Source organism: Actinoplanes sp. CA-252034 (assembly GCF_050956125.1).
Taxonomy (GTDB): domain Bacteria; phylum Actinomycetota; class Actinomycetes; order Mycobacteriales; family Micromonosporaceae; genus Actinoplanes.
Genome location: NZ_CP191846.1, coordinates 4,227,199 through 4,252,518 on the forward strand (window position 1 = coordinate 4,227,199; position 25,320 = coordinate 4,252,518).

The following is a 25,320-nucleotide window of genomic DNA, read 5'->3' on the forward strand; positions in this document are numbered from 1 at the left end:
GTCACACCCCCCACGCGTTGCGAAGCAGTTCCAGCTCCATCCGATGGCTACCGGCCTCGATCGTGTGCCGCACCCCGGCAACCAGGTAGGCGCCGCTGTGCCGCGAACCCGCGCCGGCCAGCTCCACGACCGTGTGCGCGCGGACCGGGTCACCGACGGCCTCGCGGGTGGTGACCGCGGTGGCGCGGACGAAGAACGACGACTCGGTCAGCGCGCCGGCCGACCGGGCCCCCAGGTCACCGGCGTCGTCGACCGGCGCGGACAGGAACATCGATCGCGTGTCACCGGTGATCGCGGCCAGGTCGTCGGCGCCGAGCGGATCCGGTGGCGCGCCGGTCGCCGTACCGGCCAGGTCGGTCTTGGTGTTGAGGTCGAGCTGGGCGCCCTCGACGCTCGTCGGCCGTTCGACGTCCCAGGTCAGGTCGAGCGATCGCAGGTGTGGTGGCTCCTTGTTGATGGCCAGGGTCACGGTGGGGCGATCGCCGGTCGGCGGCCTGCGGAAGTGCGCGGTGTGCAGACCGGCGGTGTCGGTGGTGATCCAGAACGCGTATCCGTTGCGCCGGGCCAGCCGCCGTACGAACGACAGGTCGCTCTCGCGTTGCACCAGGGTGTGCTTGTCCTCGAAGTGGCCGGCGTCGGTGGACTCCACGTCACCGGTCATGCCGTAGGAGGCGATCACACTCGCCGCCGCGTCGCTGTCGGTGAGATCCGCCCAGATCGCCGAGCGTGCCTGCCGGTCCATCACGACCGAGGTGTCCGTGCCGCGTACCTCGACGTAGCTGCCCGAGCCGCCGTGCTCGAAGTGGATCCGCTGGGCGCCGACCGGCCCCGCCACCAGGCACTGGGTGCCGGCGGCACCGGGCACCAGCACCGACAGCTCGGCGCCCGGGCCGAACCGGTCGTCGACGAGCACCCCGAAGTCGCCGTCGGCCGCCTCGAACTCGAACCGCAACCGATACACCGCCGGACGGCCGAGGCGCTCGTGGACCTCGACCCAGGTGGCGGACGCCAGCGACTCGTCGACGGTTCCGCCGACCGCGATGGCCACCCCGAGCGGCATCAGGGCCTCCGCACCGGAACGATGATCTCCCGGCGTTCGGTGAGCCACTCCGCCTGCATCGCGTCGTTCGCTTCGGCCAGCCGCCAGAAGCCGGCCGGGTCGCCGAGGTACCGCGCGGCCAGATGGTCCGGCCGCTCGCCGTCACGCAGCAGGTGGACGCCGGCCTCCGGCTGTCGCGGCGCGGGCGGCACGGCGACCACGCTGACCGGCCGGCCCTGACGATCCGGGACGGTGTAGGCGGGGGAGTCACGGTAGCGGCTGCGGTCGTCGTACTCGGACAAGGCTCTTCTCTCCTGACCTGTCAGAACGGCAGCGTGGCGAGCACGCTCTCCACCGTGGAGGCGACACCGACGGCGGCGAGGACCTTCTTCTGCTCGACGGCGGCGCGGTAGGCGGTCGCGGCGATCGACTCGGCGGCGGTGAGTCTCGCGCCCTTCTCGGTGAGCTTCGAGGTGAAGTAGTCGGCGGTCAGCACCCGGATCCCGACGGTCACCTTGGCCCTGATCGGATAGAGCGCCGAGTTGAACGCCTGCTCCTCGACGGAGAAGGTGGTGATCTTCACCGGTACGATCCGGCCCGGCCCCCACACGAACAGGACGATCGGGACCTCGGTCGTCGTGGGTACGGGATCGGCGCCGCCGCCGATCCCGAGCGCCCCCGCCAGCGCGCCCACCGCGGAGGTCAGCAGCGACGGGGTGGCCGGCGGGTACATGAGCATCTCCAGTGCGGAGATCCGGTCGGCGACCCCGCTGATCACGGTCTGCGGATGCCGGTCCGGTTCCGCCAGGTCGTCCATGGCGTCGAAGGCGATGGCGACGTCCATCTCCTCCTCGGGGTCGTAGGGGGCGGCGCGGGCGGCCGGATCCTGCGGGGTGCCCTGTTTGTCGGCCGGCTGCTCGTAGGGTTTGAGCTTGCGGGTGAGCGTCTCCGGGTTGTACTGGAAGGCGATCACCTGCGGCACGACCCCGATCCCGATCTCGTCGAGCCGCACGAACGCTCCACGTACCACCTTCGGTGCCAGCGGCGAACCACTACTCACCGTCACCCGCCTCCTCCGTGTCGAGATCGGGAACGACCGCGAGCGGCAGGTCGTCGGGATACCAGCCGAGGAATCCGAGGGGCGCATCCGGCGGGTCACCGACGAGCCGGCCCGCGGCCCTGGCGAAGCGCTCGCTGACCACCAGGCCGGTCGGTCCCAGCTCGCGGGTGTGGCAGACGTCGGCGGCGGTCCCGGGCCGGCGGTACATCGGGAAGTAGGTGGGGCCCTGCAGCGGCGCGTCGCACTCCGGGCAGCGGCGCCGGTACTGCGGCCCGGCGGGCAGGCCGAGGTCGACGTGCGAGGTGAGCAGGACGTAACGGTCGTCGCGGGTGGGGATCGTGACGGCGCCGGTCATCAGGGCCTGGGCCGTCAACGTCGCTGTGGCCGTGGTCCGGGCGAAGGTGAGCAGCCCCGATTCGGTCGTGAAGATGTCGGGCAGTCCCGAGGGGATGGTGACGTCGATCAGCGCCGCCGGAACGAGCCGGTAGTACATCGTGCGGCACCCGGGGCAGGGCTTGCGCTCGACGATGCCGCGCTCGTTGATCGCCGGCCCGATCGGTGGTGCGAACACACAGAGCCGACCCTGTCCGAAGTCGTCGCGGGTCCAGGTCGTCTCGCCGGTGACCAGCGGTGTCAGGCCGCTGTCGATCATCGAGCGGTATTGCGTACGCGCGGCGTCGATGTCCTCGGCCGGGAAACGTGAGCCGGCCGAGGCGTCGGTGGTGAGGACCAGTCGCCGCTTCATGTCGCACCGGCTTCCAGCTGTTTGAACTCCTGCTCGATGGTCTTCCTGACCTCGTCCAGCAGCCCCGGCGTCCGGGCACCCTCCCACTCGGCGTAGGCGACACGGAGGGCCGCCTTCAGCCGCTTCTGGTTCCCCGGGTCGGCGGCGAGCCAGCGTCGTACGCTTGCCTCGCCGTTGATCCGGGGTTTGGTGGCATCGGATCGGTCGTCCTTCTCGGCGAAACCCAGCCGGTCGCGCAGGACACCGTTGAGGACCTGGTGGAAACCGGGGTCGGTGGGTCCCTCGCCGAAGTTGTGCAGGATGCGCGGCACCCACAGCTCGACGTCCGGCGACTCCCGGCCGGTCAGCCATTCCGGCACGACATGGTGCATCTCCAGCTGGACGATCAGGTTCTTCCAGTTGTTCAGTGAGTCGATCAGGTCCTTGCCCGGCACGCTGCCCAGCGGTGGTTTGCCGTCGATCGCGTCCTGGATGATCTTCACCAGGTCGTCCTTCTGTGACAGCACCAGGGTCAATCTGGCCGGGCTGGAACCCAGGTCGGAGTGCAGCGTCGGCGGTATCGCCTTGAGCGTGGCGACCAGGGCCTGACGCACCTCGGGCGGCAACGGCTCGGGCCGGATGTCCGGCATCCTGATCAGCCCGTAGGTCTCGTTGTGCTCGTAGACGATGCCGGGGATGGCCTTGACGTTGCGGGGCGAGGTGGCCTGGCCGGTGGCGAAGTCGCGGGCTCTGGCGGCCGCCGCGTTGCCGGCGGCCTCCTGGAAGGCCTTCTTGAACGGACCCCCGCGGTCCTCGAGGAGTTCCTTGAACTCGGTCCGCGTGTGCGCCCGGATCTCGTGTGCGGCGTATGCGGCGGTCAGGAAGTCCCTGCCGGCCTTGGTGGCGTCGGTGATCAGGTCGAATTCCTTGCGGTCGTGCCAGAAGTACACCTTGTGCTTGTCGATCACCTCGCCGGCGGTGTTGTCCTTCACATCCGCGGTCCACTCCGTCGTCAGAATGCGAAGCCGTTCGTCGCCCAGCTTCTCCACCACCGTCCACGGCACCATCGGCAGCAGACCGAAGGCGACGTCGGCGGTCGCCTCGTCGATGCCGCCGCGGACGGTGAACTCGTGCTCCGACTTGGTCAGCCGGACGGCGGCCAGTCCGCTGCCGTCCACGATTAGCCGTCCCAATGCGGTGCCCGAGCGAGCGCCGGCGAGTTCGCCCGCTGACGCCAGGACCAGACGCAGCATGCCGCTGTCCTGGTCGAAGGTGGCGCCGGATCCGTCGCGAGCGAGCAGCCTCGCCACGTAGCCGGTGCCGGTCGCCCGGTCGATCAGCAGCTTCGGCCCGCGGTAGCCGAGGATCTCGGCGCCGAGCTCGACCGTCAGCGCGGTGATGTCGACGGGTGTCCCGGCCACGCTCAGGGCCCGGACCAGCAGCGGCTTCTCGCCGAAGAGGTCGCCGAGCTCGTCCAGGGTGTCGCGCAGTGCCTTCTCCCGCTCGGCTGCCGTCTGTGCCAGAGCCGGGTCGGGCGTTGCGGCTGCCTGCCCGGCCGCACCGGCCGTGGCGGCGGCCGAGGCGGCCTTGTCCGCGGAGCTGTCCGTCGCCGCCGCCTGGCCGCGGGCCCGCGTCAGCAGGGCGCCGGCACCCTGGGGCACCTCGGAGTCACCGGAGCCGGTCACCTTCTTCTGCAGATGGTCGAGCCAGCCGGTGACCGTCATCGGGGTGCTGGCCACCATCACGGTCGCGCCACTGCCGGCGACGTCGATGTAGAGGTGGTGGGTGTTGTCGCCTTCGGTGAAGGCGAGCCTCTCGCCGATCCCGCCGCCGGCCGGCTTCTTGTCGTCGTCGCCCTTGATGCCGAGTTTGGCGAGCAGTTTGCGGCCCATGTCGACGAGCCACTTGATGACGCTGCGCAGGACGCCCTCGACCCAGCCCTGCAGGCCCTTGATCGCGTCGGCCACCTTGCCCGGCAGCCCACCCAGGCCCATGTAGTCGGCGAGGAAGTCGATCACCGGCGAGACCAGCAGGGCGAGCGCCTTCTCGACGGTCTTGGCGACGCCGGCCACGTTGCCGGAGATGACGTCGGCCAGGCCGTTCACCACCGCCTCGACGAAGTGGAAGATCCGGGACGCGTTGGTGAAGACCCATTTCAGTACGCGGTAGATCGCCTCCAGCGCGGCCAGGATCGCGCCCGCCGGGTTGAGCAGCATGATGATCTTCTGGGCGACCTTCACGATCAGCGTCTCGCTGATGAACCGGATCGCCGCGTCCACGATCGCGTCGACGATGGTCTTGGGGTCGAGCATCTTCTGGATGTCCTCGAAGATGCCGTCCAGGCCCTTGGTGGCCACCGCGTAGATGACGCCCGCGGTCTTCTCGATGATCGCGACCGGTTTCTCGCCGAGTTGCTCGACGAGCAGTTTCCGGATCCGTGCCCACGAGACGCCCAGCAGTTGGAGGCAGAACACCACCACGCTGCGCAGCGAGATCTCCTTCGGGATCTCGATCGTGATGCCCTCCTGCTTGAGCCCGGAGAGCAACCATTCGAGCAGCCCGGTGATCAGGTGTTTGCCGACGTTGTCGAAGAACAGCTGGAAGCCCTGGCCGATGCCGTCCATCAGGTTGTTGGCGAAGGCCAGCGGCGCGTCGACGATGTCGGCCGCGACCTGCTTGACCTTCTCCAGTACGGCCCAGAACGCCGGCGGTGAGATGCCGAGGACCTCCAGCAGGCCGTCGATGACGAACTTGACCGGATCGTCGAGGAACCGGCCGACCGCGTCCAGGAAGCGGCCCCACAGTCCCTGCGCCTCCTTGCGCAGCTGCTGGATCTTCTCGCGGGCCGCCTGCACGGCGGTGCCCGCGTTCTCGATCAGCTCCTTGGTGAACGCGGTCTTCGCGGCCGTGGCCCGGTCGTGCAGCGCGTCGAGTCTCCGGCTGAACCCGGCCAGCTGTTGCGCGGCCCAGTCCCGCTGGTCGGCCGGCAGCTCGTCGGTGAAGATCGCGGTGATCCGGGCGCGGGCGCCGGCGATGATGTCGTCCGCGATCTTGATGATCCCGTTGACGTAGCTGGAGATGTCCAGGATCAGCTTGCACACGCCGTCGCCGAAATTCGACTCCGCCTGGTCGTACGCCCTGGTCACCCACTCGGGCAGCCCGGTGACCGCGTCCCAGCCGGCCACGAACCAGCCGGTGACCCCCTCGTGCCGCTCGCCGACCTGGTCCTTGACCACCTTGAGGTCGGCGTTGAACTGCTCGGTCAGCGGCGGCAGGCCGGTGTTCCACCTGCCCATCGCGGTCTCGGGCACCTTGTCGAGCAGTTCCTCGACCCGGCTCTGCGCGTCGGCGTACGTCGTGTCGGCCTCCGCGGACAGCCGGGCCCGCAACTGCTCGCCCGTCTCCTTCTGCCTGTCGTGCTGATCGCGCACGCCGCCGGTGTGCGCCGTGCGCGCCTCGGCCAGTGACGCCACCGCCCGGGCCTGCAGCGCGGCGAGGTCCTCGTCGGACTTGGCCAGCGCGGCCCGCTGCTGCTCGAGTGCCTGCGCCGGGCCGTCGGCGGCCAGCGTGGTCAACTCGTCCTGGGCCGCTCGCGCCTCGGCCACCGGGCCGCTGGTCACCAGCCTGGCCGCGTCGGTGTCGAGGCCGGCTTCACCGGCCCTCGTCCTCATCGTCGCGGTGTCCTCGTCCAGGCTCACCTGTTCGGCGGGCACCGGATCGGGGGTCGCGGTGGTGGCCGAGATCGGCGCGCCGGGTACGGCCGCCGGGATCGGTTCGACACCCGGGGCGGTGGCCGGCGCCGGTCCCTGCGGGTGCCCGCCGATCGGCCCGTAGGCGGCTTTGGTGGCGTCCACGTTCTGCTGCACGCCGGTCTGCACGCCCGCGCCGGCCTGCTTGGCGACCTCTGCCGGGCGGGTGTCGATGACGGCTTCCTCGTCGGCGGGACGTTTGCCGGCGATCAGTTCGCGGATCCGGGCGCATAGCTCGACGACCTCGATGCTCGGCTTCTCGGCGGTGGCGAGTGTGGTGACGACCTGTTCGGCGGCGCGGGCGTCGCTCTCCGCCTGGGGCACCTGCACGGCCTGCTCGCCGGCGGTCGCGTTCGCCCCGGCGTCCGGCACCGCCGTGGCGCCGGACGCGGTTGTCGCGACCCGTTCGCGTACGCCGGTGAGGCGGGACTGCTCGGCGCCGGAGAGCTCGACCGCCGGTTCCGGCATGATCGGGACGTCGGCCGGTGGCGCGGCGGGCTCCTGCTGCCCGACGGCCGGGATCACCGCCGCTGCGGCGACCACCGCTGCGGCGAGGGCCGCGGGCCCGGCGTCGGTGTCGGTGTCGGTGTCGGCATCCTCGGCGGTGGTCTCGTCGAGGAGCGAACCCTCCTCGTCATCGGCCGCGGTGTCGGCGGCCTCGGCTTCGGCGGGAGCGGCGGCGGTCATCAGGTCGGCGGTCCGGTCGGCGGCCAGCTCCAGCGGTGTGGCCTCCGTCGGTGCCACGGCCAGGAACGCCGGCCGGTCCAGCAGCCCGCGGTGGGCCTGGGCGACGTGCGCCACCTCGTGCGCGATGATCCAGTCGCCGGCGGGGGTGCCCGGCCGGTACCGGCCCGCCGCTAAGTAGATGTCGGCGCCGACCGTCACCGCGTGGGCGTCGCAGCCCGCCGCATACGCCTCGGCTGCCGCGTCGGTGTGCACCCGGGCCGCCTCGGCGACCCTGTCCCCGACCAGTGGCGCGACCCTACGCCGTACCGCTGCGGGTAGTGGACGTCCGACCGACGCGGCCGGAACCGGACCGGCATGCCGGTGATTGCCGCCCGCCGGGTCTTTGGCGGCGCCCGCCGCGGTGTGCCGGACGCCGGCGGGCCGGGGAGCTGCCGGGGTGCGCTGGACGCCGGCGGGCCGGGGAGCTGCCGGGGTGCGCTGGACGCCGGCGGGCCGGGGCGCTGCCGGGGTGCGCTGGACGCCGGCGGGCCGGGGCGCTGCCGGGTTGACGGCTGCGGCGGCAGTTCGCGCGGCACGAACGCTGGTCATCCGGCCACCTCCGCTTCGCCCCGGCGCCGCCATGAGGTGCGGACATCGCCGGATGGCCCGCTCGCCGGCGCGCTCATGGGATCACCGCCCGGAGCACCGCGGTCGCGACCGACTCGATCAGCTCTTCGCGGCTCGCGCCCGGGCGTGCCTCGATGACGATGTCGACGGCACCCAGCGACCTGGCCGGCAGCGCCGTGCTCAGGCCGTGGCCGATGCGCGCGGCGACCGCCAGCGACACCTCGCGTGCGACCTCCGCGCTGATCGCCGGCAGCCGCAGGAACAACTCCTCGATGATCACCCGGTCATGGGCCATCGGACACCAGCCGGTCCAGGATCCGCTCGCCGAGTGGGCGGCCGTCCTTGATCAGTTCGGTCTGTACGCCGTACAGCAGGTGCGGCATTGCCATCTCGGTCTGCTCCCGCCGGGCCGCGAAGGTCGCGCTGAGCACGGCGAACTTGATCTGCGCGCCGCTCATCGGCACCGCAGTGGCGAGCGAGGCGATCCGGCCGGCAAGCTTCTCCGCCCGCTTCGCCCCGGCGAGCGTGCTGACGATCGTGGTCCACAGCCGCAGCCGTTCGGCCGGGTCCGGCAGGGAGTAGTCCAGTACGTAGCGGATCCGGCGCAGGAAGGCCGGGTCGATGTCGCCGCGCCGGTTCGTCGACATCAGGGCGATGCCCTCGTAGCTCTCGATGGCCTGCAGCAGGTAGCCGGTGTCGGTGTTGGCGAAGCGGTCGTTGGCCTCCTTGATCTCGGTACGCCGTCCGAACAGCGCGTCGGCCTCGTCGAACAGCAGGATCACGTCCTGGGTGGCGGCCCGGCGCAGGAGTCGGTCGACGTTGCGGCTGGTCTCGCCCACCCATTTGCTGACGACGGTGGCCAGGTCGATGCGGAACAGGTCCTGGCCGAGTTCGGCCGCGATCACCTGCGCCGACATGGTCTTGCCGGTTCCGGGCGGCCCGCAGAGCAGCGCGAGCAGCCCGCGGCCCTGCGGGAACAGCCGCCGGGCGGCCGGCGACTCCCAGAGCGCGGCCCGGTCGCGGGCCTCGAAGAGCAGGTCGTCCAAGGCTTTGTCGACCGGCTCGGTGACGACCAGGTCGGCCCGCTCGAACGGGCAGTCCAGCCGGCGGGCCAGGTCACCGAGGACGTTGCGGCTGCCGTCCCGCAGGATCGCCCCGGCGTCCGCGGCGGTGCCGGGCCCGCGCCGCTGCAGCAGCGCCAGGTCGGCGGGCCGGGTACGGTGCTGGGTCACCAACTGTTCCAGCTCGGCGACGGGCCAGTCCCGGCTCCACGGCGCGTACGAGCGCCACAGCCGTCGCCGGGTCGTCAGCGACGGCACCGGCAGCTCGACCAGGTGGTCGACGGCGCGCCCGGGTGGCGGTGTCCACACCGGGTACTCGGCGATCACGAACTGCAGCGGGTAGTGGCTGCTCAGAGTGCTGTTCTGCCGTACACCCGTCGCCGGGTCACCGAGGAAGGCGAGCGCGCACCGGCCCAGGAACGCGCGACGTTGGGCGTGCCGGTAGACGGCCGCCTGGCGATCCGGGGACACCTCGGTGAGGTCGACGGTGAGCAGCGGCAGCCCCATCCGGTCGGCGAGCACGGCGGCGAACGAGCGGCGGCCGCTGCCCGGCAGCCCGCCGACCCGTACCCGAACCGGGGTCGGTGGCGTGTTCTCCAGCCAGCCGCGTACGGCGGTCTCGGCCTGCTCCAGCGGCCAGTCGGCGAGCGGTTTCAGCACCGGCTGGAGACGGGCGATGCCTGCCAGTTCGGGGTCGAGGGCGTCACTGCCGAGCAGCCAGTCGCGGATCGCCGGGTCGAGGGCGCGTTCGGGTGGCCGGCCGGCGTCGGTGGCTGTGCCCGGCAGCACGTCCCAGGACGTCAGCGCCGAGGCGGGGTCGATGAGCAGCGGGGCGCGGTGGTCGTACAGGCGGGCGACGAGGTGGTCGGTGACGTAGCCGCGGTGGGCGTCGTCCTGCAGGTAGGCGTACACCCGGGAGAGGTCCGGGTCGATCGCCGCGGCCAGGCAGGTATGGACCAGGTCGCGGGCCGCGGCGTCGAGGTCGAAGACCCGGCACAGCAGCGCCAGCCGCGAGGTGTCGTCGGCGGCCAGATCGGCTTCGACGGCGGCCAGCAGGGCCAGCACCTCCGGGTCGGTGTGCCGTTTGATCCACCGGGCCGCGGCCGCCGGATCGTCCTTGCCGCCGAGATACCGGTCCACTTCGGCGTGGCTGATCGCCCAGCCGGGTATGCCGCCGGGATCGTCCCGCCACAGCGAGCGCAGCCATGCGGCGCGCAGAGTCGCACGCAGCCGGACCCGGCTGACCACGGCACGCAGGATCGGGTCACCTCTCATGGGATGAACCACCAGGTCGGGGACTCGGCGCCCAGCACCGCCACCCGCAATGACACCGCGGCGCGGGGGACGAGCCCGGCGGGCAGCAGGAACCTGAGGGTGTCGGCGGCGTCGGCACGGAACTGTCCCGGCAGCAGCGGATCGCCGGATCGGCGTTGTTCGCGCAGCACGATGCCGCCGATGCTGAGCTGGATCGAGTCCGGCGGGAACAGGCCGCCGCCGACGGCGCGGAACGGTCCGCCCGTGACCGTGCCGGCGTCGGCGACCAGCGCCGGTGCGGTGACGCGTGCGGCGACCGAGAACGGGGTGCTGTTGGACAGCACCGGGATCTCCCGTACCGACCCGTCGGGCAGCGTCCGGCGGTGGATCACCCGGATCCGTGCCGTGTACGTTCCCGGCAGTACGGTCTCGGCTCCCGCCGTCTGTTGAACGGTGGCCGACAGGTGATCGCCGGTGCCCAGGACGGACCAGGTCTCGTCCACGGTGACCGGCCCGGCCCACGACGCGTGCTGGAGCACCAGCCGGCTGTCCAGGTCACCGGCCAGCCCTGTGCCGTGGAAGGTGATCCGGCCGCCGATCGGCACCTCGGCCGGCCTGGTCACGACGTCCTGCGGCGGCAGCCCGGGCACGTTGATGTGGACCGTGTTCTCCGCGCTGTCCAGCCGTGGCGCCGACCCGGCGAAGGTCTGCACGCCGTAACGCAGCACCCGCCCGGTGGCCGCGGTGGGCTTCTCGGGCTCCAGCAACACCGCCGTCACCTGGTAGTAGAGCGCGAGCCGGGTCGACAGCGGGCCCGAGTTCCAATACGCCGACGCCTCGGCCGGGATGATCGGCTGCAGGCTGATCCGCAGGCGGTTGCCGGCCCCGTCCAGGCCGGCCTGCTGGAGGACCTCCAGGGGCTGGTGCGGCGGCTTCTGGGGCAGGACGGTGTCGTCGTCGATCACCGGATGGTCGTGCAGCGCCCGCGCCGCGCAGCCGATCAGCCGTTGTTCCAGCAGGGTCGCCTGTTCGACCTGGCCTTCGCCGAGCGCGGTCACCAGATAGTGCAGCGAGACGGCCATCGGGATCAGCCGCACGGGGACGGTGCCGGGGCCGGGCGGAGGCGCGTTCTTCAGGTAGCCGTCCTCACTGAGGTGGTACAGGTAGATGCCGAGCGACCCGGCCGCGAGCTGATCCGGGGGCAGCGCACTGACCACCGGCGGCTGCGGCAGGATCCACGCGGGTGACATGCTGATGTGTGCCCTGACCAGCGACGTCAGGGCGGTGGTCACCATCGACAGATCGAGTAGCGCCATCGTTCACAACTGCCCGAGGCCGAAGTGGCGGGGCCGGTCGGCGGGCGCCGGCGCCGGGTGAGCCGGGGCCCTTGGGGCGGGCGGCGCGGCGCGGCCCGGAGCCGGTGCGGGATGTGGCGGCTGGACGACGACCGTCACGCGGCCGATCACGATCTCGGCGGGTCCGGGCGCCGGTGCCGGCGTCGGCGGCGCGGGTGCGGGCGACCGGGCCGGGCGGGGTCGCAGGACCGTCGTGGACGGGGCGGGCCGGACGGCGGGTGCGGGCGGATCCACCGGGTACGGCCGGAGCACCGTGATCGCTGCCGGCTCCCGCGCGGGCGTCGTCCGTACCGTCTGAAGGGTCGTCCGAAGGTGCTCGGTGTGCAGGTGGCTGAGGACTTCGGTGTGGGACACGGACGTGGGGGCCGGCCGTCCCGGCTCCGGCCGGGCCGGAAGCGGGGGCATCGGCGCGGGGTGGGACTCGGGCGCTGTCGGCGGCGGCGGGGCCGGCCGAGTCGTGCCGGGCCGGGTCGGGGTGGGAAGAGCCGGTGGCCGTGCCGGGGGTGGCGGGCCGGGCCTGTCGGACGGTTCGGCGGGTGCCCGGACCGCTGCCGGCGGGGTTTCCGGAGGCGACGGTGTGTGAGGTGCGCCGGGTGCGTCCGGTGTGGCGGGCCCGGTGAGGTCCGCCGGCTGTTCCGCGGTCGCGGACGCCTCGAACGGGTCGGCGATCGGGGACGGCGGCCGGGCCGCGGCCGGGCGCAGGGTCCCGATCGGAGTCCCGGACGACCGCTGGACGACCCGGCGCAGGTAGCCGGTCACGAGCGTTCCGCGGTGCGGGGGATCGGCTCGCCGTCGAGGAGCGCGACGAACGCGCGGCGGCTGCCGCGCGGCAGGGACAGGATCTCCGTCAGGCTCCAGCCGTACGCGACGGCGATGCGGTGCACGTCGTGGATGAGCGTGGCCCAGTCGCACCGGATCGTGGCGAGCAGGTAGTCCTGGATCTGGAAGCGGATGTCCGCGCCGTGGCCGCATTCGGGACAGGTCGCCGCCAGGTCCAGGTCGATGCCGGCGCCGGCCATCGCCTGCTCCACCCGCGGTCCGTGTGTCTCCGGTGCGCCGCTGATCAGGCAGCGGGCCAGCAGCGCCCGTTCCGCCTCGTCCGGGGGCAGACCGAGCACGGCCGCCTCGTCCTGGGCGGTGGGCAGCCGGAAGGTCACGCCGTCATCGAGGGTGACGACACCGGCGGGGGCCTCCGCGCGGACCCGGTCGGCCAGGTCGGCGAGACGGAAGTCGAGGTCGAACGGCGCGGCGCACGCGGCACAGGTGACCACCCCGGAGATCCGCGGACCCCACCCGAGGCGGTACGCCGCGGCAAGTAGCAGGTCCCGTTCCACCACGGTCAGTGTCGCGGCGTCGCCGGGCCGGACCGCGGACGCCGGGTCGTCGGTCAGCAACCGGTCCAGCAGCCGTACGGCGTCCGCGGTGGTGGTCCCGCCGACGCTCTGCTCGTCGGCTCCGGCCGGTTCACGCAGCATCGCCCGGCGCCGCCCGGACGGGTCCAGAGGCACCAGGTGCACGGTGTCCGGTCCGGCCGCCGATGTCATCACGGCTCCGCTTGCTCGGCCACGGCGAGGTCCCGTACCCAGCCCTCGTTCTGCAGCACGATCTTCTCAATGGCCACCACATGCGCGTTCGAGTCGAGCTCGGGCAGCGCGCTGTACTCCGAGACCCAGCAGCGGAACACGTTGTAGGCCTTCGCCACCTGGCCGGCCTCGTTCAGCAGCTCGATGGTGATCTCGCGACGGAACTGGGCCAGCGCCATGCCGGCGTCCCCGGTCATCGTGTTCACCTGGTTGGCCCAGGCCTCGAAGTCGACGTCCTGTGTCACGCCGCGCTCGATCGTGATCGGGTCGTACTTCCAGGTGCTCGGCGACAGGTACTGGACGCTGTTGTCGCCGCCGCTGCGGAACGCGACCGGCTCGGTGGCCTTCTTCAACGTGCTGATCTTGGAGACGCCGGCGATGTAGCGGCCGTCCCACTTCAGCCGGAACTTGAAGTTCTTGTACGGGTCGAACCGGGTGGCGTTGACCGTGAACGCGGGCACGGGTCCTCCTCTCAGACGGCGATCTCGCCGGCCATCTGCTGTAGGTGAAGCACGACGAACTCGGCGGGCTTGAGCGGCGCGAACCCGACCCAGACGTTGACGATTCCCTTGTTGCGGTCGTCCTGGGTGGTGGTCTCACCGTCACAGCGCACGAAGTACGCGTCGGTCGACTTCTGCCCCTGGAACGCGCCCTGGGTGAACAGCCCGTGCAGGAAAGCGCCGACGTTGAGGCGGATCTGTCCCCACAGCGGCTCGTCGTTGGGCTCGAAGACGACCCACTTCAGGCCCCGGTAGAGGCTCTCCTCCAGGAACAGTGCCAGCCGCCGGATCGCCACGTACCTGTATTCCGAGCCGGTCGAGTCGTCGCCGTCCATGGTGCGCGCGCCCCACGACACCACGCCGGTCGGGAAGATCCGGACGGTGTTGACCGCGACCGGGTTGAGCATGCCGTTCTCGCCGTCGGAGAATCGACGTTCGAGCCCGGTGATGCCACGGATGTCGGCCTCGGTCCCCGCCGGTGACTTCCACACCCCACGGGCGGTGTCGATGCGGGCCATCAGCCCGGCGATCGAACCGGAGGCGCCGATCTGCTGTGGCAGTCCGGTGAGGTTGACCGTGAGCCGCGGGTAGTAGAGGGCGGCGTGATCCTTCACCAGGCCGATCCGCAGCGCGGCGATGCCGCTCGCGGCCTCGGACGCCGACCCCCAGACCGGCGCGTCCATCACCAGGAACGCGCGTCGTTGCAGGCAGAAGACGCTTGCCGCACCCCACAGCAGCGTACGGTCGACGCCGTCCGCGTCGGGCAGCACCATCAGGTTGAACAGGTCGATCTCGCGATCGGCCACCAGGTAGGCCGCCGCGTAGTCACCGACCGCGGGCGCCACCCCGTCGTCGCCGGCCACCCCCGCGCCCTGGTAGTCGCCGGTGCCGCCGGTGCCCAGCCGGTAGCGGCGGGGTGCCAGGTCGACCCGGCTGTCGGGCGGTGTCCAGTCGACGAAGCTCGGTTTCGTCCCGGTGGCGTTGTCGTCGCCGGTACGGCGGATGAAGTTCAGCCGATGACCCCAGACGCGGGCCAGCCACGGATAGGCCGGGTCGGAGGCGGCCGCGTCGTTGACGTAGCCGGCGATCAGGTTCAGCTTCTCCCGCAGCCCGGCGTTGTTGCCGTTGCGGCTGGCCGGATCCGCGTCCCGGTACATCGCGGTCTTCCCCGGACCGGTCTGCAGGGTGCCGGCCGCCCCGCCGGTCGCGAAGTCCACCTTGGTCCCGTCGGTCAGGGTCACCGATTTGACGCGGGCGGGGTCGAGGGCCGCGAGGGTCGTTCCACTGGTGCCCTTGATCGCGTCGGGCGTTATGGAGATGCCGGTCGGTGCCGGCCGGGCGTCGGCGAAGGCGCCCTTCTCCAGCCCGCCCTGGGCGGTGCCCAGCATCATCGGGACGGCCAGGTCGTTGCTCAGCGCCGGCCGGATGAAGACGTCCGCCGCGCTGTGTTCCACCTGCAGCCACTTCGCGCCCGGCCCGCCGTCGGTGGTGGCGGGCGGGGCGGCGACCGTGGTGACCTTGATCCCGTTCCCGATCGCACCGAGCGGCGCCAGCGCCGCCTTGACCGCCGTGGTCAGCGCTGCGGTCATGGTGGTCTCGTCGGTGATGCCGTTGGTCGGCACCGTCACCGTCACGTAGCGGCCGCCACCCACGCTGATGTCGAACTGGTTGCTGGCCGGTGTGACGATCGCACCCCACGCCGCGGCGAAGTTGGCGTCGGTCATGTCGAACGGACGGCCGGCCTGGGAGAACCCGGTCGCGGCGGCGGGCGCCACCGCGACGGTGGCCGAGACGAGCCGCGAGTTGCGGCGCAGGAACTCCGGCGCGTAGGCCGGTGAGGCCGGGTTCATCGACAGGTTGCGCCATGTCTCGCCCAGCACCTGCGCCGGGGTCCCGGCCTGGTCGACGTCCTCGCGGAACAACTCGACGGTGAAGGTCGCCTCCGGCTGATCGGTGTCATACGTGACGAGCACCTTGATCCGGTCGCCGGGCACACCGGGGTTGACGGCGGTCAGGGTGAGCGCGGGCGCCTTGTTCTCGCGCATCAGGGTGACCGCGGCGGCCGTCGTGCCACCGGCGATCCGCATCACGTACGCGGTGCTGCCCCCGTTGAGGAAGAACTGCCGGACCTGCAGCGGCAACTCGCTGAGCGTGCCGTCCTCACTGAACGACGCGGTGAAGTCGGTGTAGCTGACGCAGCGCACCGGCAGGTTCAGCGGACCGTCGGCGCATCTGCCGACGATCAGCGCCGTCGACGTGCTGACCCCGGTGATCGTGCGGACCCCGCTGGGGACTTCCTGGACGTACACACCTGGATACGTGGGAGTGATCGGCATCGCCGGCAGTCCTTCCTGGACGTCACCGCTCGGGGCAGTGCCTCGAGTCTTCGTGGCCCTGCGGTGCCGGTGAATGGACCGCCGGGGTCGACGCTCGATTCATGCGGGCCCGGGCCCGGTGGATCCACCGGCACCCGATGGCATGGATCGCGCCGGCTGCCTCGGTCCTGTGCCCGACAGACTGATAGGCGGTGTTCGGGCCGGTCGTTACGTTGAGTTCGGCGCCGGCGGTGGAAGGGGACGGAATGGAGCCACACCAGAGCCCCGTCACGTCCGTCTACATCGCCGCCGCGATGCAGCTCTATCGGGAGGGCCTGGCACTGGGCCTGCGGGATGCGCCGGGCCTGCGGGTCCTGGAGTCGGCTCCCGGGCCGTTCGACTTCGTCGCCGAGCCCACCGGCCGGTGTGCCGTGCTGCTGCTCGACGTGGCCGTGGCGACCGGACCGGAGACCCTCGACGGTGTGCTGCGGGCATATCCGGGCATACGGGTGGTGATGCTCGGCCTGTCCGAGGTCACCACCGAGATCCTCGGCTGGATCGAGGCCGGCGCCTCCGGGTTCGTGACCCTGCACCACTCGATCGCCGATCTGGTGGAGGTCATCGGCGACGTGGCGCGCGACGAGTTCAGCTGCTCACCGCAGTTGGCCGCCGCGCTGATGCACCGGGTCACCGCCCTGGCCGCGACCCGCCGCCAGGAGTGGGCCGGTGACCTGCTCAGCCCTCGGGAGCTGGAGGTCGTCGCCCTCATCGAACGGGGCCTGTCGAACAAGCAGATCGCCACGCAGCTGTTCATCACGCTCGCCACGGTGAAGAACCACGTGCACAACATCCTCGACAAACTGGACGTGCGTGCCCGTGGTGACGCCGCCGCCTACCTGCGGCAGCGTCGCCACGATCCGGCCCCGCATCAGCGCCCCCGGATCGCGGCGCGCAGTGTCACGGGGGAGAGCACACCCGAGGGCGCGCAGAGGTAGGCGGAGCGCCCGTCCGGCGCGATGACGACCACACGTGGGGGTCGCGGGCCGGTCAGCAGGGAGGCGAGCACCTCGGCGGCCGTGCACACGACCACGTCGGCGTTCGTGGGGGCGGCCACGACGCGTACGCCGGCATCGTCGTCGAGCAGGGCCCGCACGATGTCGTCGAGCAGAGCGGGCAGGCCGACAAGCGCCACGTGTACCGGGTCCACGACGCCTCCTCGAACGCCGAGTCTGCGCCACGGCACCACCCGGGGGAAGAGGACCCGGGATCCACTTCGGGTCGTCCTGGATCCAGGAGGATCAGGTGCCCGGCGCGACGGGTGGACGGGCCGGCCCGGACTCGGCGGTGGCTCTCCGGTCGCCGGCGTCGAGCAGGAGACTGCGTGGCCACTGCTCCCAGCGGGTGCCGAGGACGTCGCGGTGCGGCCGTCCGGTCCGGACGAACGTGGCGATGCCGTCCATCATCACCCCCGACAGCTGCAGCCGGCCGGGGCGTTGCGGCGGCTGAAGGCGAACGTGAATATTCCGCGGTCGAAGGTGCCGAACACGAACGGCAGGTCCATGGCGTGGCTGGCGCCGTAGACGACGTCGAACGGCGCCGGCTCCTGGTTCCAGCCGAACCGGTAGTGGTACAGGTTCCTGTTCCCGGCGGCCTGCATCGCGTTCATCGAGTCGTGGGCGATGCCGGTGAAGATGGCGTCGGTCAGCGCTTGTGCCGTCTGGTTCCATCCGCCGGGCGCGTCGACCGGCAGGTACCGGTCGTTCAGGAAGTCGCTCACCTCGTACCGCGAAGGTCTGTCGGGGTCGAAGAGGTATTGGCGGGTGAAGCGCTCGTAGTCACTCGGGCGGTAGGCGCCGACCAGGGCCCCGAACAGCTTGCCCTCCTCGAGGGTGTTGCCGGCCAGGACGGGGATCCCGGCGAACCGTCCGGTTCGGATGGCGGCGTGGTAGTCGGTGGGCAGGACCGTGCCGTCGGCGATCACCGCGGGCGGGTCGCCGACGGCGGCGCCGCGGGTGACCTGGGCGCGGATGACGTCGGCGGCGGGCAGTCGCCGCAGCCGGCGCACGTCCTCGTCGCGGTTGCCAGAGCTGCCGACGGCCGCGGTCACGAGGGCGTCGGCGTAGGTGCGGGCGCGCTCTCCGGTGGAGAAGAGCAGGCCGCCGCTGAGCGGGATCACCTTGTCGATCAGGCCCTCGGCCAGCGGCGACACCATCAGCGCCCAGACGTCGACGGCGCCCGCGGACTCACCCATGGCCGTCACGTTCGACGCGTCGCCGCCGAAGACCGCGGCGTTGCGGTGCACGAACCGCAGCGCCTCGATCTGGTCGAGTGTGCCGAAGTTGCCCGAGTCGTTGACCGGATCGCCGGTCTTGAGCTGGGGCAGGTCGAGCCACCCGAACGAGCCGAGCCGGTAGTTGACGGTGACGACCACGGCGTTGGCGCGGCGGGCCAGGGTGTCGCCGTCGTACATCGGGTCGGCGGAGTAGCCGACCACGTTGCTGCCGCCGTGGATGAACACGATGATCGGCAGCTTCTTCTGCGCGGTGGCGGGACGGTAGACGTTGAGGGTCAGACAGTCCTCGGCACCGACGGGTTTGCCCAGGCCGTCGCGGATGTCGAGGCCGTAGTGCGGGCCACTGGGCGCCGGGCTGAACAGGCGGCCCTGCTGGATGCAGCCGTCGCCGTACGCGGTGGTGTCGCGCACGCCCTTCCACCGCCGGTGGGGGACCGGCGCGTGCCAGCGCAGGGCGCCGACGGGCGGCTGCGCGTAGGGGATGCCCAGCCACGAGAACGTTGCGGCGGAGCGGGTGCCGGTGATCGTGCCGAGGTCGGTGTGCCGGACCACCGTGCTACCGGCATCTGCCGGCGCGATCGGCACGACCGCGAGTGCCAGGCCGAGCAGCGCGGACAGGACACGCCGGGCCGTCATCGGACATCCTCCAGAATCGGGCCGGCCGTGAGCTTGCGGTCCTCGGTGCGGACCGCGTAGGCCAGCAGTGGAAGCAGCAGCATGCCGAGCACGGCCGCGCCCAGCAGGACGGCGTGACCGCCCGCTTCGCTGCCCCGGCCTTCGGCGTAGCCGTACAGATAGGGCCCGGTGAAGCCTCCGAGGAGGCCGACCGTGTTGATGAACGCGAGGCCGGCGGCGGCCATCAGGCCGGTCATCCGGGCCATGGCCACCGACCAGTAGAGCGGCAGGACGCCGATGAGCAGCATCATCGCGACGTCGATCAGCAGGATGCGGGCCACAGCGCCGTCGGTGACGGTGTAGATCGCGGCCACGACGGCGGTGGCGACCGTGACGCCGGTGAGGACGGTGAGCTCTCCGGTGGCCCGGCGGTGCAGCCACGGGATCACCAGCACGCCGATGAGAGCGCCGATGCCGATGCTGCCGCTGACCACGCCGATGTTGAACGATCCCTCGATGCCGAGGCTCTGGACGATCGACGGGAAGTTGTACTGGATCGCCACGCTGTTGATCTGGTTGGCGAAGTAGATGACCGCGAGCGCGAGGATGAAGGGCCTTCCGAACGCCACCTTCAGGTTGCCCTTCAGGGAGGCGTGCGACGGCGCGTTCCCGGCCGCGGCTCGTTCGTTCAGGACCTCGGCTTCCCGCTCCGACAGCCACGGCGCGTCCGAGGGCCGGTCGGGCACCATGCGCCAGAAGACGGCGGCGACCACGAGCGTGATCAGGCCCTCGATGAGGAACATCCACTGCCAGCCGTACATCCCGCCGGCGCCGTTCAGTTCCATGATGGCGCCGCCCAGCGGGGCGCCGAGCCCGAGGCCGGCGCAGACGGCCAGGTACAGGACGCCGACGACGCTGACCCGCTGTTTCTGGGAGAACCAGAGGGTGACCACGTACATCAGGGCGGGATACAGGCCGGCTTCGGCGGCTCCGAGGAGGAATCGCAGGATGTAGAAGGAGACCTCGCCCTGGACGAACATCATGCAGGCGCAGATCGTGCCCCAGGTCAGCGCGATGCGGGTGATCCAGCGACGCGGCCCGACCCGGTACATGATCAGGTTGCTGGGCACCTCCAGCAGCGCGTAGCTCAGGAAGAAGATGCCGGCGCCGGCTCCGAAGGCGGCGGCGCTGATGCCGACGTCGGCGCCGAGCGCGGTCTTGGCGAGGCCGACGTTGGTACGGTCGACGAACGCCATGAAGTAGACCAGGCACAGGATCGGCAGGAGTCGCAACGCCGCTTTCCGGCTGGCACGCGCATGTATCTGGTCGGGGTCGTCCCTCACGTCTACTCCTCTGTCAAGCGGTTCTCCCCTATGTGGTCGCCATCACTTTAGGGAGCGGCTCATGCGCTTCAGAGGTGAGTTTCATCCGCTCTTGACGGCAGTCCGGTGGAGGGAACGACCACCAGGCGTCGCAGGCTTTCCAGCCGGACCGCCAGCCGCAGGGCGAGGTCGTCGGCCGCTCGCCAGTCATGGCCCAGCACGCCGGCGACCCGGTCGAGCCGTTTCAGCAGCGTGTTGAGGTGCACCCGGAGGGCGCCGGCGGTCCGGCGCAGGTTGCCGTCATTGCCGAAGTACGCGTCCAGCGTGGCCACCAGGTCGGTCGACCGCCGGGCGTCGTAGTCCAGCAGCGGGCCGATCGTGTCGGCGAGGAAACGGTCCAGTTCGTCGCGGCGGTCGGCGTCGAAGGCCAGCGCGTACAGCGCGAACCGGTCGGTCGTGGTGCCCAGATCCCGTGCGCCCAGATGCCGGGCCACCGCCGTGCAGCCGGTGGCCCGCGAGACCGCCCGGGCCCAGTCGTGCCCGGCGACGCGTTCGCCGACGACGGTGACCGGCAGGCCGGTGGCCGCGCGCAGCCGCTGGTGGACGGTCCGGGCGAACGCGCCGGCGTCCGCGGCCGGGGCGATCAGCACCGCCCGGCCGAGGTGCTCGCCCGCGAGGCCCGCCTCCTGCCGGGCGATGGGATGCAGATGCCGGGCCAGGCCCGCCGCGGAGACGCCGTCGGCACTGGCGACGACCACCACATCAAGGGCATCAAGATCAACACCACGGGACCGGGCGCGGGTACGCTGCGTCGCGCTCACCTGAGGACCGGCGACGATGAGCTCGGTCAGCAGCTCACCGCTGAACCGTTCGGCCGCGTCGGCCACGGCGTTGTCCTTGAGGATCAGCAGGCCCACCACGTGGGAGGCGAGCTCCAGGCTCCGGACGTCCACGGCCGACGGCTCCTGGTCCTGGCTCCACACCACCGTGCCCAGCAGGCTGTCCCCGGCCCGGATCGTCGCCGCGCTGTGCCGGCGGCCGTCCGGCCCCGGCGCGGTGACCGCACGCCCGGTGCGGCGGGCCTGCTCGACGACACCGGCGATCACCGTGTCGTCGCCCGGATCCTCGCCGGTGCCGCCGCGGGCCAGCACGGCACCCCCGCTGTCCAGGATCTCGACCCGGCCGCCCAGCTGCCCGGCGAGTTCGCCGGCCACCACGGCCGGGCCGCCGCCGGCCAGCACGACACCGGTCAGGGCCTCGTGCACGGCCTGGGCCCGCTGCATGACGGCCATCTGCTCCTCGATGGTCCGGTACGCGTCCCGCAGCTCGGCCAGCGCGCCGCGGCTCTGCTCGTACAGCCGGGCATTGTCCAGGGCGATCGCGGCATGGTCGGCGAACGCGCTGAGCAGGGCTATCTCGTCGGTGCGGAACCGGCGCCGGCTGCGATGGGCGGCGAACAGGGCACCGATCACCCGGTCGCGCACGAGCAGCGGCACGCCGAGCAGCGCGACCAGACCCTCGCTGTCGACCACCGCGTCGAACTCGGGATCGTGGCGCAGGTGCCCGCCCTCGAAGTAGTGCTCGACCCAGTGCGCGGCCCGCGAGTCGACCACCTTGCCGCCGAGCCCGGTGTGCGGCGGGATGCGCGCGGACCGGAACGCCGCCGAGATGGTGCCCTCGCTGGCCGTGATGCTCAGCGTGCCGTCGTCGCCGAGCAGGGACAGGTAGGTGAAGTCCGTCCCGATCAGGTCATGGGCGTGCCGCACGACGGACCCCAGCACGTCCTCGACGTCGCCCAGCGCGGTCAGGGCCCGGGCCGTGGCATACAGCGAGGCCAGTTCGCGTTCCCGTCCGGGCCGGGATCCAGGTTCCGTCACGGTAGATGTTTCCTCCACCTTCGACACCGCAGATGGGGGTGGAGCGTACCTCCCTGCGCGCCTTTGCGGGCTTCTACGGTTGGCCGACCAGTGATGGCCGACGAAGGGGCTGGACATGGACGGACTCATGCAGCCGCGGCCGTTGACGATCGCGCACCTGTTCGAGCGGGCCGAGACGCTGCACGCGGACAAGCACGTCATCGACGCCGACGGGACACCGACCCCGTACCGCGCGTGGGCGCACCGGGTCCGCCTCCTGGCCACCGCACTGACCGCGCTGCACGTCGCGCCCGGCGCCCGGGTGGCCACCCTGGCGGCCAACCACCGGCGGCACCTGGAGGTGTACGCCGCGGTCCCGATCAGCAAACGTGTCCTGCACACCCTCAACGTCCGGCTGCCGGCCGAGCATCTCGTCCACATCGTCGAGCACGCCGGCGACGACGTCGTCTTCCTCGACCGGCGGCACCTGCCCCTGATCGAGACGTGCCTGGACCGGCTGCCCGGCGTACGGCACTGGGTGGTCTTCCCCGACGGCACCGGCCATGCCCTGCCGGACGCACGGTTCCACCACTACGAGGACCTGATCGCCGCGGCCGAGCCGTTCGAGGGCTCGTTCGAGGAGACCTTCAGTGGCCCGGAGGAGAACCTGGCGGCGGGGCTCTGCTACACCTCGGGCACGACCGGGCGTCCCAAAGGCGTGCTGTACAGCCACCGGTCGACGGTCCTGCACTGCCTGGGGACGATGGCGGCCGGGCTGATCGGCATCAGCGAACGCGACGTGGTCCTGCCGGTGGTGCCGATGTTCCACGCGAACGCGTGGGGGCTGCCCTACGGCGCCCTCATGGCGGGTGCCGACCTGGTGCTGCCCGGCCCGTCGGCCGGCCCCCGTCACCTGGCGGACCTGATCGCGCGGCACCGGGTCACCGTCGCGGCCGCCGTGCCCACCGTCTGGACCGACCTGCTGCCCGCGCTGGAGAACCGGGACTGCTCCTCGCTGCGCCTCCTGCTCGGCGGCGGGTCGGTGGTCACGCCACAGCTGTCGGCGGCCTACCAGGCCGCCGTCGGGATTCCCCTCACCCACTCGTGGGGGATGACGGAGGTCAGCCCGGTCGGTGCGATCGGCGGTCTGCGCAGCCTTCACGACCATGCAGACGAGGAGGTACGGCGCAACGCCGCGGCCGCGCAGGGTCGGCCCGCACCGCTGGTGAACCTGCGCATCGTCGACGTCGACACCGGAGAACGGCTGCCGCACGACGGGCAGTCGGTCGGTGAGCTGCAGGTCGCCGGACCGTGGGTGGCCGGCGGCTACTTCGCGGGCGAGGGAGCCGACAGTCTCACCTCCGACGGCTGGCTGCGCACCGGTGACCTGGCCACCATCGACGAACACGGCTACCTGCGGCTGGTCGACCGGATCAAGGACCTGATCAAGTCCGGAGGCGAATGGATCTCCTCGGTCGAGCTGGAGGCGGCCATCGCCACCCACCCCGACGTCGAACAGGTCGCCGTCGTCGCACGCGACCACCCCCGCTGGGTGGAACGGCCGGTCGCCTTCGTCGTCCTGCGCGCCGACGCGGACACGGCGGTGGACCAGTTGCGCGAACACCTGTCCGGCCGGATCGCCTCCTGGTGGATGCCGGACGACTTCATCGTGCTCGACAGCATTCCCCTGACGGGCACCGGCAAGCTGTCCAAACAGGCCCTCCGCGAGTCGCTGCGCACCGCTTGACCGCCGCGTCGATCCGCGGTTCGTACTGGCCATCGACCGGCGCTGCGCGTGATACTCCAGTAGCGGCTCGTGTTCGTCGATGGGAGGCTGCGCTTGGCACAGGTGCACTGGGTGCTGACGACCACGCGCAAGAACGGCGAGCCGATTCCCGACTACGTCCGCCGGACCTGGGATTGGTACGCCCGGCGGGCCCGCGCCTCGCGCTGGGCCCACCACGGCCTGGAGCTGGTCAATCTACTGATGGCCTCGGCGATCCCGGCCACTCTGGCGCTGGGCCTGCCGCCGGCGATCGCGGCCGTGCTCGGAGCGGGTGTCGTGCTGTGCGGCGGGCTGCGGCAGATCTTCGACTGGCACCAGAACTGGATCCGCTTCGCTCAGGTCAGGAGCGAGATCGAGCAGCAGGTGGCGCGGTTCGGCGCCGGGCTGGTGCCGTACGCCCGTGCGGAGGCGGCCGACCGCGCACTGGTGGCGTCCGTCAACGACATCGTGCAGGCCGATCTCGCTGGGTGGGCGGTTCGCACGCGCACCCGGCCGCTGCCACCGGAGGCGGAGCAGCCGGGCGCGTGACACCGGTCAGCCGAGACGGCTGCGGAACCTGTCGCGCAGGTCGCGGGTGATCCCGGCCGGATCCGACCGCCGTCCACGGACGACCTCGAGCACCGAGCCCATCGTGTGAATGTCCACGATCACCCGCGCGCCACCGTGTCCCGGCCTGTTCAGCGACCGGATCAGGCCGCGCGGGGAGAATCGGGCGCACCGGAAGAGGACGACGAGCGCGGAACCGTCGGCCTCGCCGAGGATGCGGGCCGCGCCGTCGTACCACGGGGCCGTCAGGGCGTTGCCGATGCCGCCGGTGGGAAAGACGACGACCGCCCGACCGGTGCTGATCAGCCGGCTCGCCCGCGTCACGGTGTGCCGGTTGAGTGCGGTGAGCTCGTCGGTGGTGGGCAGGGCGTCCCGGTGCCGCAGGCGTGCGAGCAGGTCCCGGGTCCGGATACCGGCCCGGTCACGGGCCAGCGTGCGGGGGATGACCGGCAGAACCGTCTCCGGATCGTGGCGCCCGACCATGCTGAGGATGCGTGCCGCTCGTGAGTACGGCTTCGCGATCAGTGTCGCGCTCGGTCGCCCGGTGCGGGCGAGCAAGGCGCACAGGGTGATGAACTCGTGTCGGCAGCGGTGATCGCCGACCAGGAGAAGCCCGGCGGCCGGGTCGCGCCAGCGATCGTCGCCGGTCGCCCGGACCGCGATGCCGGCCTCGTCGAACGTGGCGGCGAAGGCTGCCGTCACGCTGCCGGTGCGGGCGGCTGCCTGACGGGCCCGCCGGGCGTAGGGCGGCAGGTGGAACTGATCGGGGGCCCAGGTGGACGGTGGTGTCCTCGGGTGGGAGGCGAGCATCGGGATCACGTCCTCAGTGGTGCGGTCCGTCCCGGCGGGGCCCTCGCCCGGACGGCGGGCCGGTCGCCCGCGGGGTGGACACTGCCGCCGCACGGGGCGTCTCGGCAGACGATCCGCTAGCCTGCGAGACGTCCTCGGCGTCGCCGCTCCTGGTGCCCG

20 protein-coding genes and 1 pseudogene are annotated in these 25,320 nt (G+C 71.7%); 3 read left to right on the forward strand and 18 right to left on the reverse strand.

Going from position 1 to position 25,320, the window contains the following annotated elements:
- Position 1: 1 nt before the first annotated feature.
- From ACQPZW_RS19060 to ACQPZW_RS19115, 12 genes and pseudogenes are all read right to left on the reverse strand, one after another.
- Positions 2 to 1,060 carry a phage late control D family protein gene (locus ACQPZW_RS19060; RefSeq protein WP_433796246.1) on the reverse strand — a complete coding sequence of 353 codons (1,059 nt, stop codon included), beginning with the start codon at positions 1,058 to 1,060 and terminating at the stop codon, positions 2 to 4.
- Positions 1,060 to 1,341 (reverse strand): hypothetical protein, encoded by a 282-nt coding sequence (locus ACQPZW_RS19065; protein WP_433796247.1) that lies wholly within the window; start codon positions 1,339 to 1,341, stop codon positions 1,060 to 1,062. Before ACQPZW_RS19065 ends, ACQPZW_RS19060 begins: the two co-directional genes overlap by 1 nt.
- Positions 1,342 to 1,361: 20 nt before the next feature.
- Complete coding sequence (locus ACQPZW_RS19070) at positions 1,362 to 2,105, reverse strand: hypothetical protein (protein WP_433796248.1); 744 nt, start codon at positions 2,103 to 2,105, stop codon at positions 1,362 to 1,364.
- On the reverse strand, positions 2,092 to 2,844 hold the full coding sequence (locus ACQPZW_RS19075) for a hypothetical protein (protein ID WP_433796249.1): 753 nt from the start codon (positions 2,842 to 2,844) through the stop codon (positions 2,092 to 2,094). The genes ACQPZW_RS19070 and ACQPZW_RS19075 overlap by 14 nt, the downstream gene beginning before the upstream one ends.
- A complete protein-coding gene (locus ACQPZW_RS19080; protein ID WP_433797905.1) occupies positions 2,841 to 7,373 on the reverse strand; it encodes a phage tail protein in 4,533 nt (1,510 codons plus the stop codon). The genes ACQPZW_RS19075 and ACQPZW_RS19080 overlap by 4 nt, the downstream gene beginning before the upstream one ends.
- 30 nt (positions 7,374 to 7,403) lie before the next feature.
- Positions 7,404 to 7,880 (reverse strand): annotated as a pseudogene (locus tag ACQPZW_RS19085) (eCIS core domain-containing protein); the annotation flags it as partial.
- Positions 7,881 to 7,920: 40 nt separating this feature from the next.
- Positions 7,921 to 8,160, reverse strand: a complete 240-nt coding sequence (locus ACQPZW_RS19090; protein WP_433796250.1) for a hypothetical protein — start codon at positions 8,158 to 8,160, stop codon at positions 7,921 to 7,923.
- The gene (locus ACQPZW_RS19095; RefSeq protein ID WP_433796251.1) at positions 8,150 to 10,201 is read right to left on the reverse strand and encodes an AAA family ATPase; all 2,052 of its coding nucleotides are present in this window, start codon (positions 10,199 to 10,201) and stop codon (positions 8,150 to 8,152) included. The genes ACQPZW_RS19090 and ACQPZW_RS19095 overlap by 11 nt, the downstream gene beginning before the upstream one ends.
- Positions 10,198 to 11,496, reverse strand: coding sequence for a DUF4255 domain-containing protein (locus tag ACQPZW_RS19100; RefSeq protein ID WP_433796252.1), 1,299 nt, complete (start codon positions 11,494 to 11,496; stop codon positions 10,198 to 10,200). The genes ACQPZW_RS19095 and ACQPZW_RS19100 overlap by 4 nt, the downstream gene beginning before the upstream one ends.
- Positions 11,497 to 12,290: 794 nt before the next feature.
- Positions 12,291 to 13,079: a hypothetical protein gene (locus ACQPZW_RS19105; protein ID WP_433796253.1), complete on the reverse strand. Its 789-nt coding sequence runs from the start codon at positions 13,077 to 13,079 to the stop codon at positions 12,291 to 12,293.
- Complete coding sequence (locus ACQPZW_RS19110; RefSeq protein ID WP_433796254.1) at positions 13,079 to 13,579, reverse strand: phage tail protein; 501 nt, start codon at positions 13,577 to 13,579, stop codon at positions 13,079 to 13,081. The genes ACQPZW_RS19105 and ACQPZW_RS19110 overlap by 1 nt, the downstream gene beginning before the upstream one ends.
- Positions 13,580 to 13,590: 11 nt before the next feature.
- Positions 13,591 to 15,954: a phage tail sheath subtilisin-like domain-containing protein gene (locus ACQPZW_RS19115; RefSeq protein WP_433796255.1), complete on the reverse strand. Its 2,364-nt coding sequence runs from the start codon at positions 15,952 to 15,954 to the stop codon at positions 13,591 to 13,593.
- Between the two features lie 245 nt (positions 15,955 to 16,199).
- Between ACQPZW_RS19115 and ACQPZW_RS19120 the strand changes: the two genes are divergently transcribed.
- The gene (locus ACQPZW_RS19120) at positions 16,200 to 16,928 is read left to right on the forward strand and encodes a LuxR C-terminal-related transcriptional regulator (protein ID WP_433796256.1); all 729 of its coding nucleotides are present in this window, start codon (positions 16,200 to 16,202) and stop codon (positions 16,926 to 16,928) included.
- On the opposite strand, the gene ACQPZW_RS19125 is transcribed toward ACQPZW_RS19120, so the two are convergent.
- The 5 genes from ACQPZW_RS19125 to ACQPZW_RS19145 form a co-directional block, all read right to left on the reverse strand.
- Positions 16,862 to 17,140 (reverse strand): hypothetical protein, encoded by a 279-nt coding sequence (locus ACQPZW_RS19125; protein ID WP_433796257.1) that lies wholly within the window; start codon positions 17,138 to 17,140, stop codon positions 16,862 to 16,864. The genes ACQPZW_RS19120 and ACQPZW_RS19125 overlap by 67 nt on opposite strands.
- A gap of 91 nt (positions 17,141 to 17,231) precedes the next feature.
- Positions 17,232 to 17,396: a hypothetical protein gene (locus tag ACQPZW_RS19130; RefSeq protein ID WP_433796258.1), complete on the reverse strand. Its 165-nt coding sequence runs from the start codon at positions 17,394 to 17,396 to the stop codon at positions 17,232 to 17,234.
- Positions 17,396 to 18,862, reverse strand: a complete 1,467-nt coding sequence (locus ACQPZW_RS19135) for a carboxylesterase/lipase family protein (protein WP_433796259.1) — start codon at positions 18,860 to 18,862, stop codon at positions 17,396 to 17,398. Before ACQPZW_RS19135 ends, ACQPZW_RS19130 begins: the two co-directional genes overlap by 1 nt.
- On the reverse strand, positions 18,859 to 20,184 hold the full coding sequence (locus tag ACQPZW_RS19140; protein WP_433796260.1) for an MFS transporter: 1,326 nt from the start codon (positions 20,182 to 20,184) through the stop codon (positions 18,859 to 18,861). The genes ACQPZW_RS19135 and ACQPZW_RS19140 overlap by 4 nt, the downstream gene beginning before the upstream one ends.
- A 68-nt stretch (positions 20,185 to 20,252) precedes the next feature.
- A complete protein-coding gene (locus ACQPZW_RS19145; protein WP_433796261.1) occupies positions 20,253 to 22,040 on the reverse strand; it encodes a helix-turn-helix domain-containing protein in 1,788 nt (595 codons plus the stop codon).
- A gap of 115 nt (positions 22,041 to 22,155) precedes the next feature.
- Here ACQPZW_RS19145 and ACQPZW_RS19150 point away from each other — a divergent pair, with 115 nt between their 5' ends.
- On the forward strand, positions 22,156 to 23,766 hold the full coding sequence (locus ACQPZW_RS19150) for a long-chain fatty acid--CoA ligase (protein ID WP_433796262.1): 1,611 nt from the start codon (positions 22,156 to 22,158) through the stop codon (positions 23,764 to 23,766).
- Between the two features lie 111 nt (positions 23,767 to 23,877).
- A complete protein-coding gene (locus ACQPZW_RS19155) occupies positions 23,878 to 24,333 on the forward strand; it encodes a DUF4231 domain-containing protein (protein ID WP_433796263.1) in 456 nt (151 codons plus the stop codon).
- A gap of 6 nt (positions 24,334 to 24,339) precedes the next feature.
- Here the strand turns inward: ACQPZW_RS19155 and ACQPZW_RS19160 are convergent, their stop codons facing one another.
- Positions 24,340 to 25,170, reverse strand: coding sequence for a hypothetical protein (locus ACQPZW_RS19160; protein ID WP_433796264.1), 831 nt, complete (start codon positions 25,168 to 25,170; stop codon positions 24,340 to 24,342).
- Positions 25,171 to 25,320: the final 150 nt, after the last annotated feature.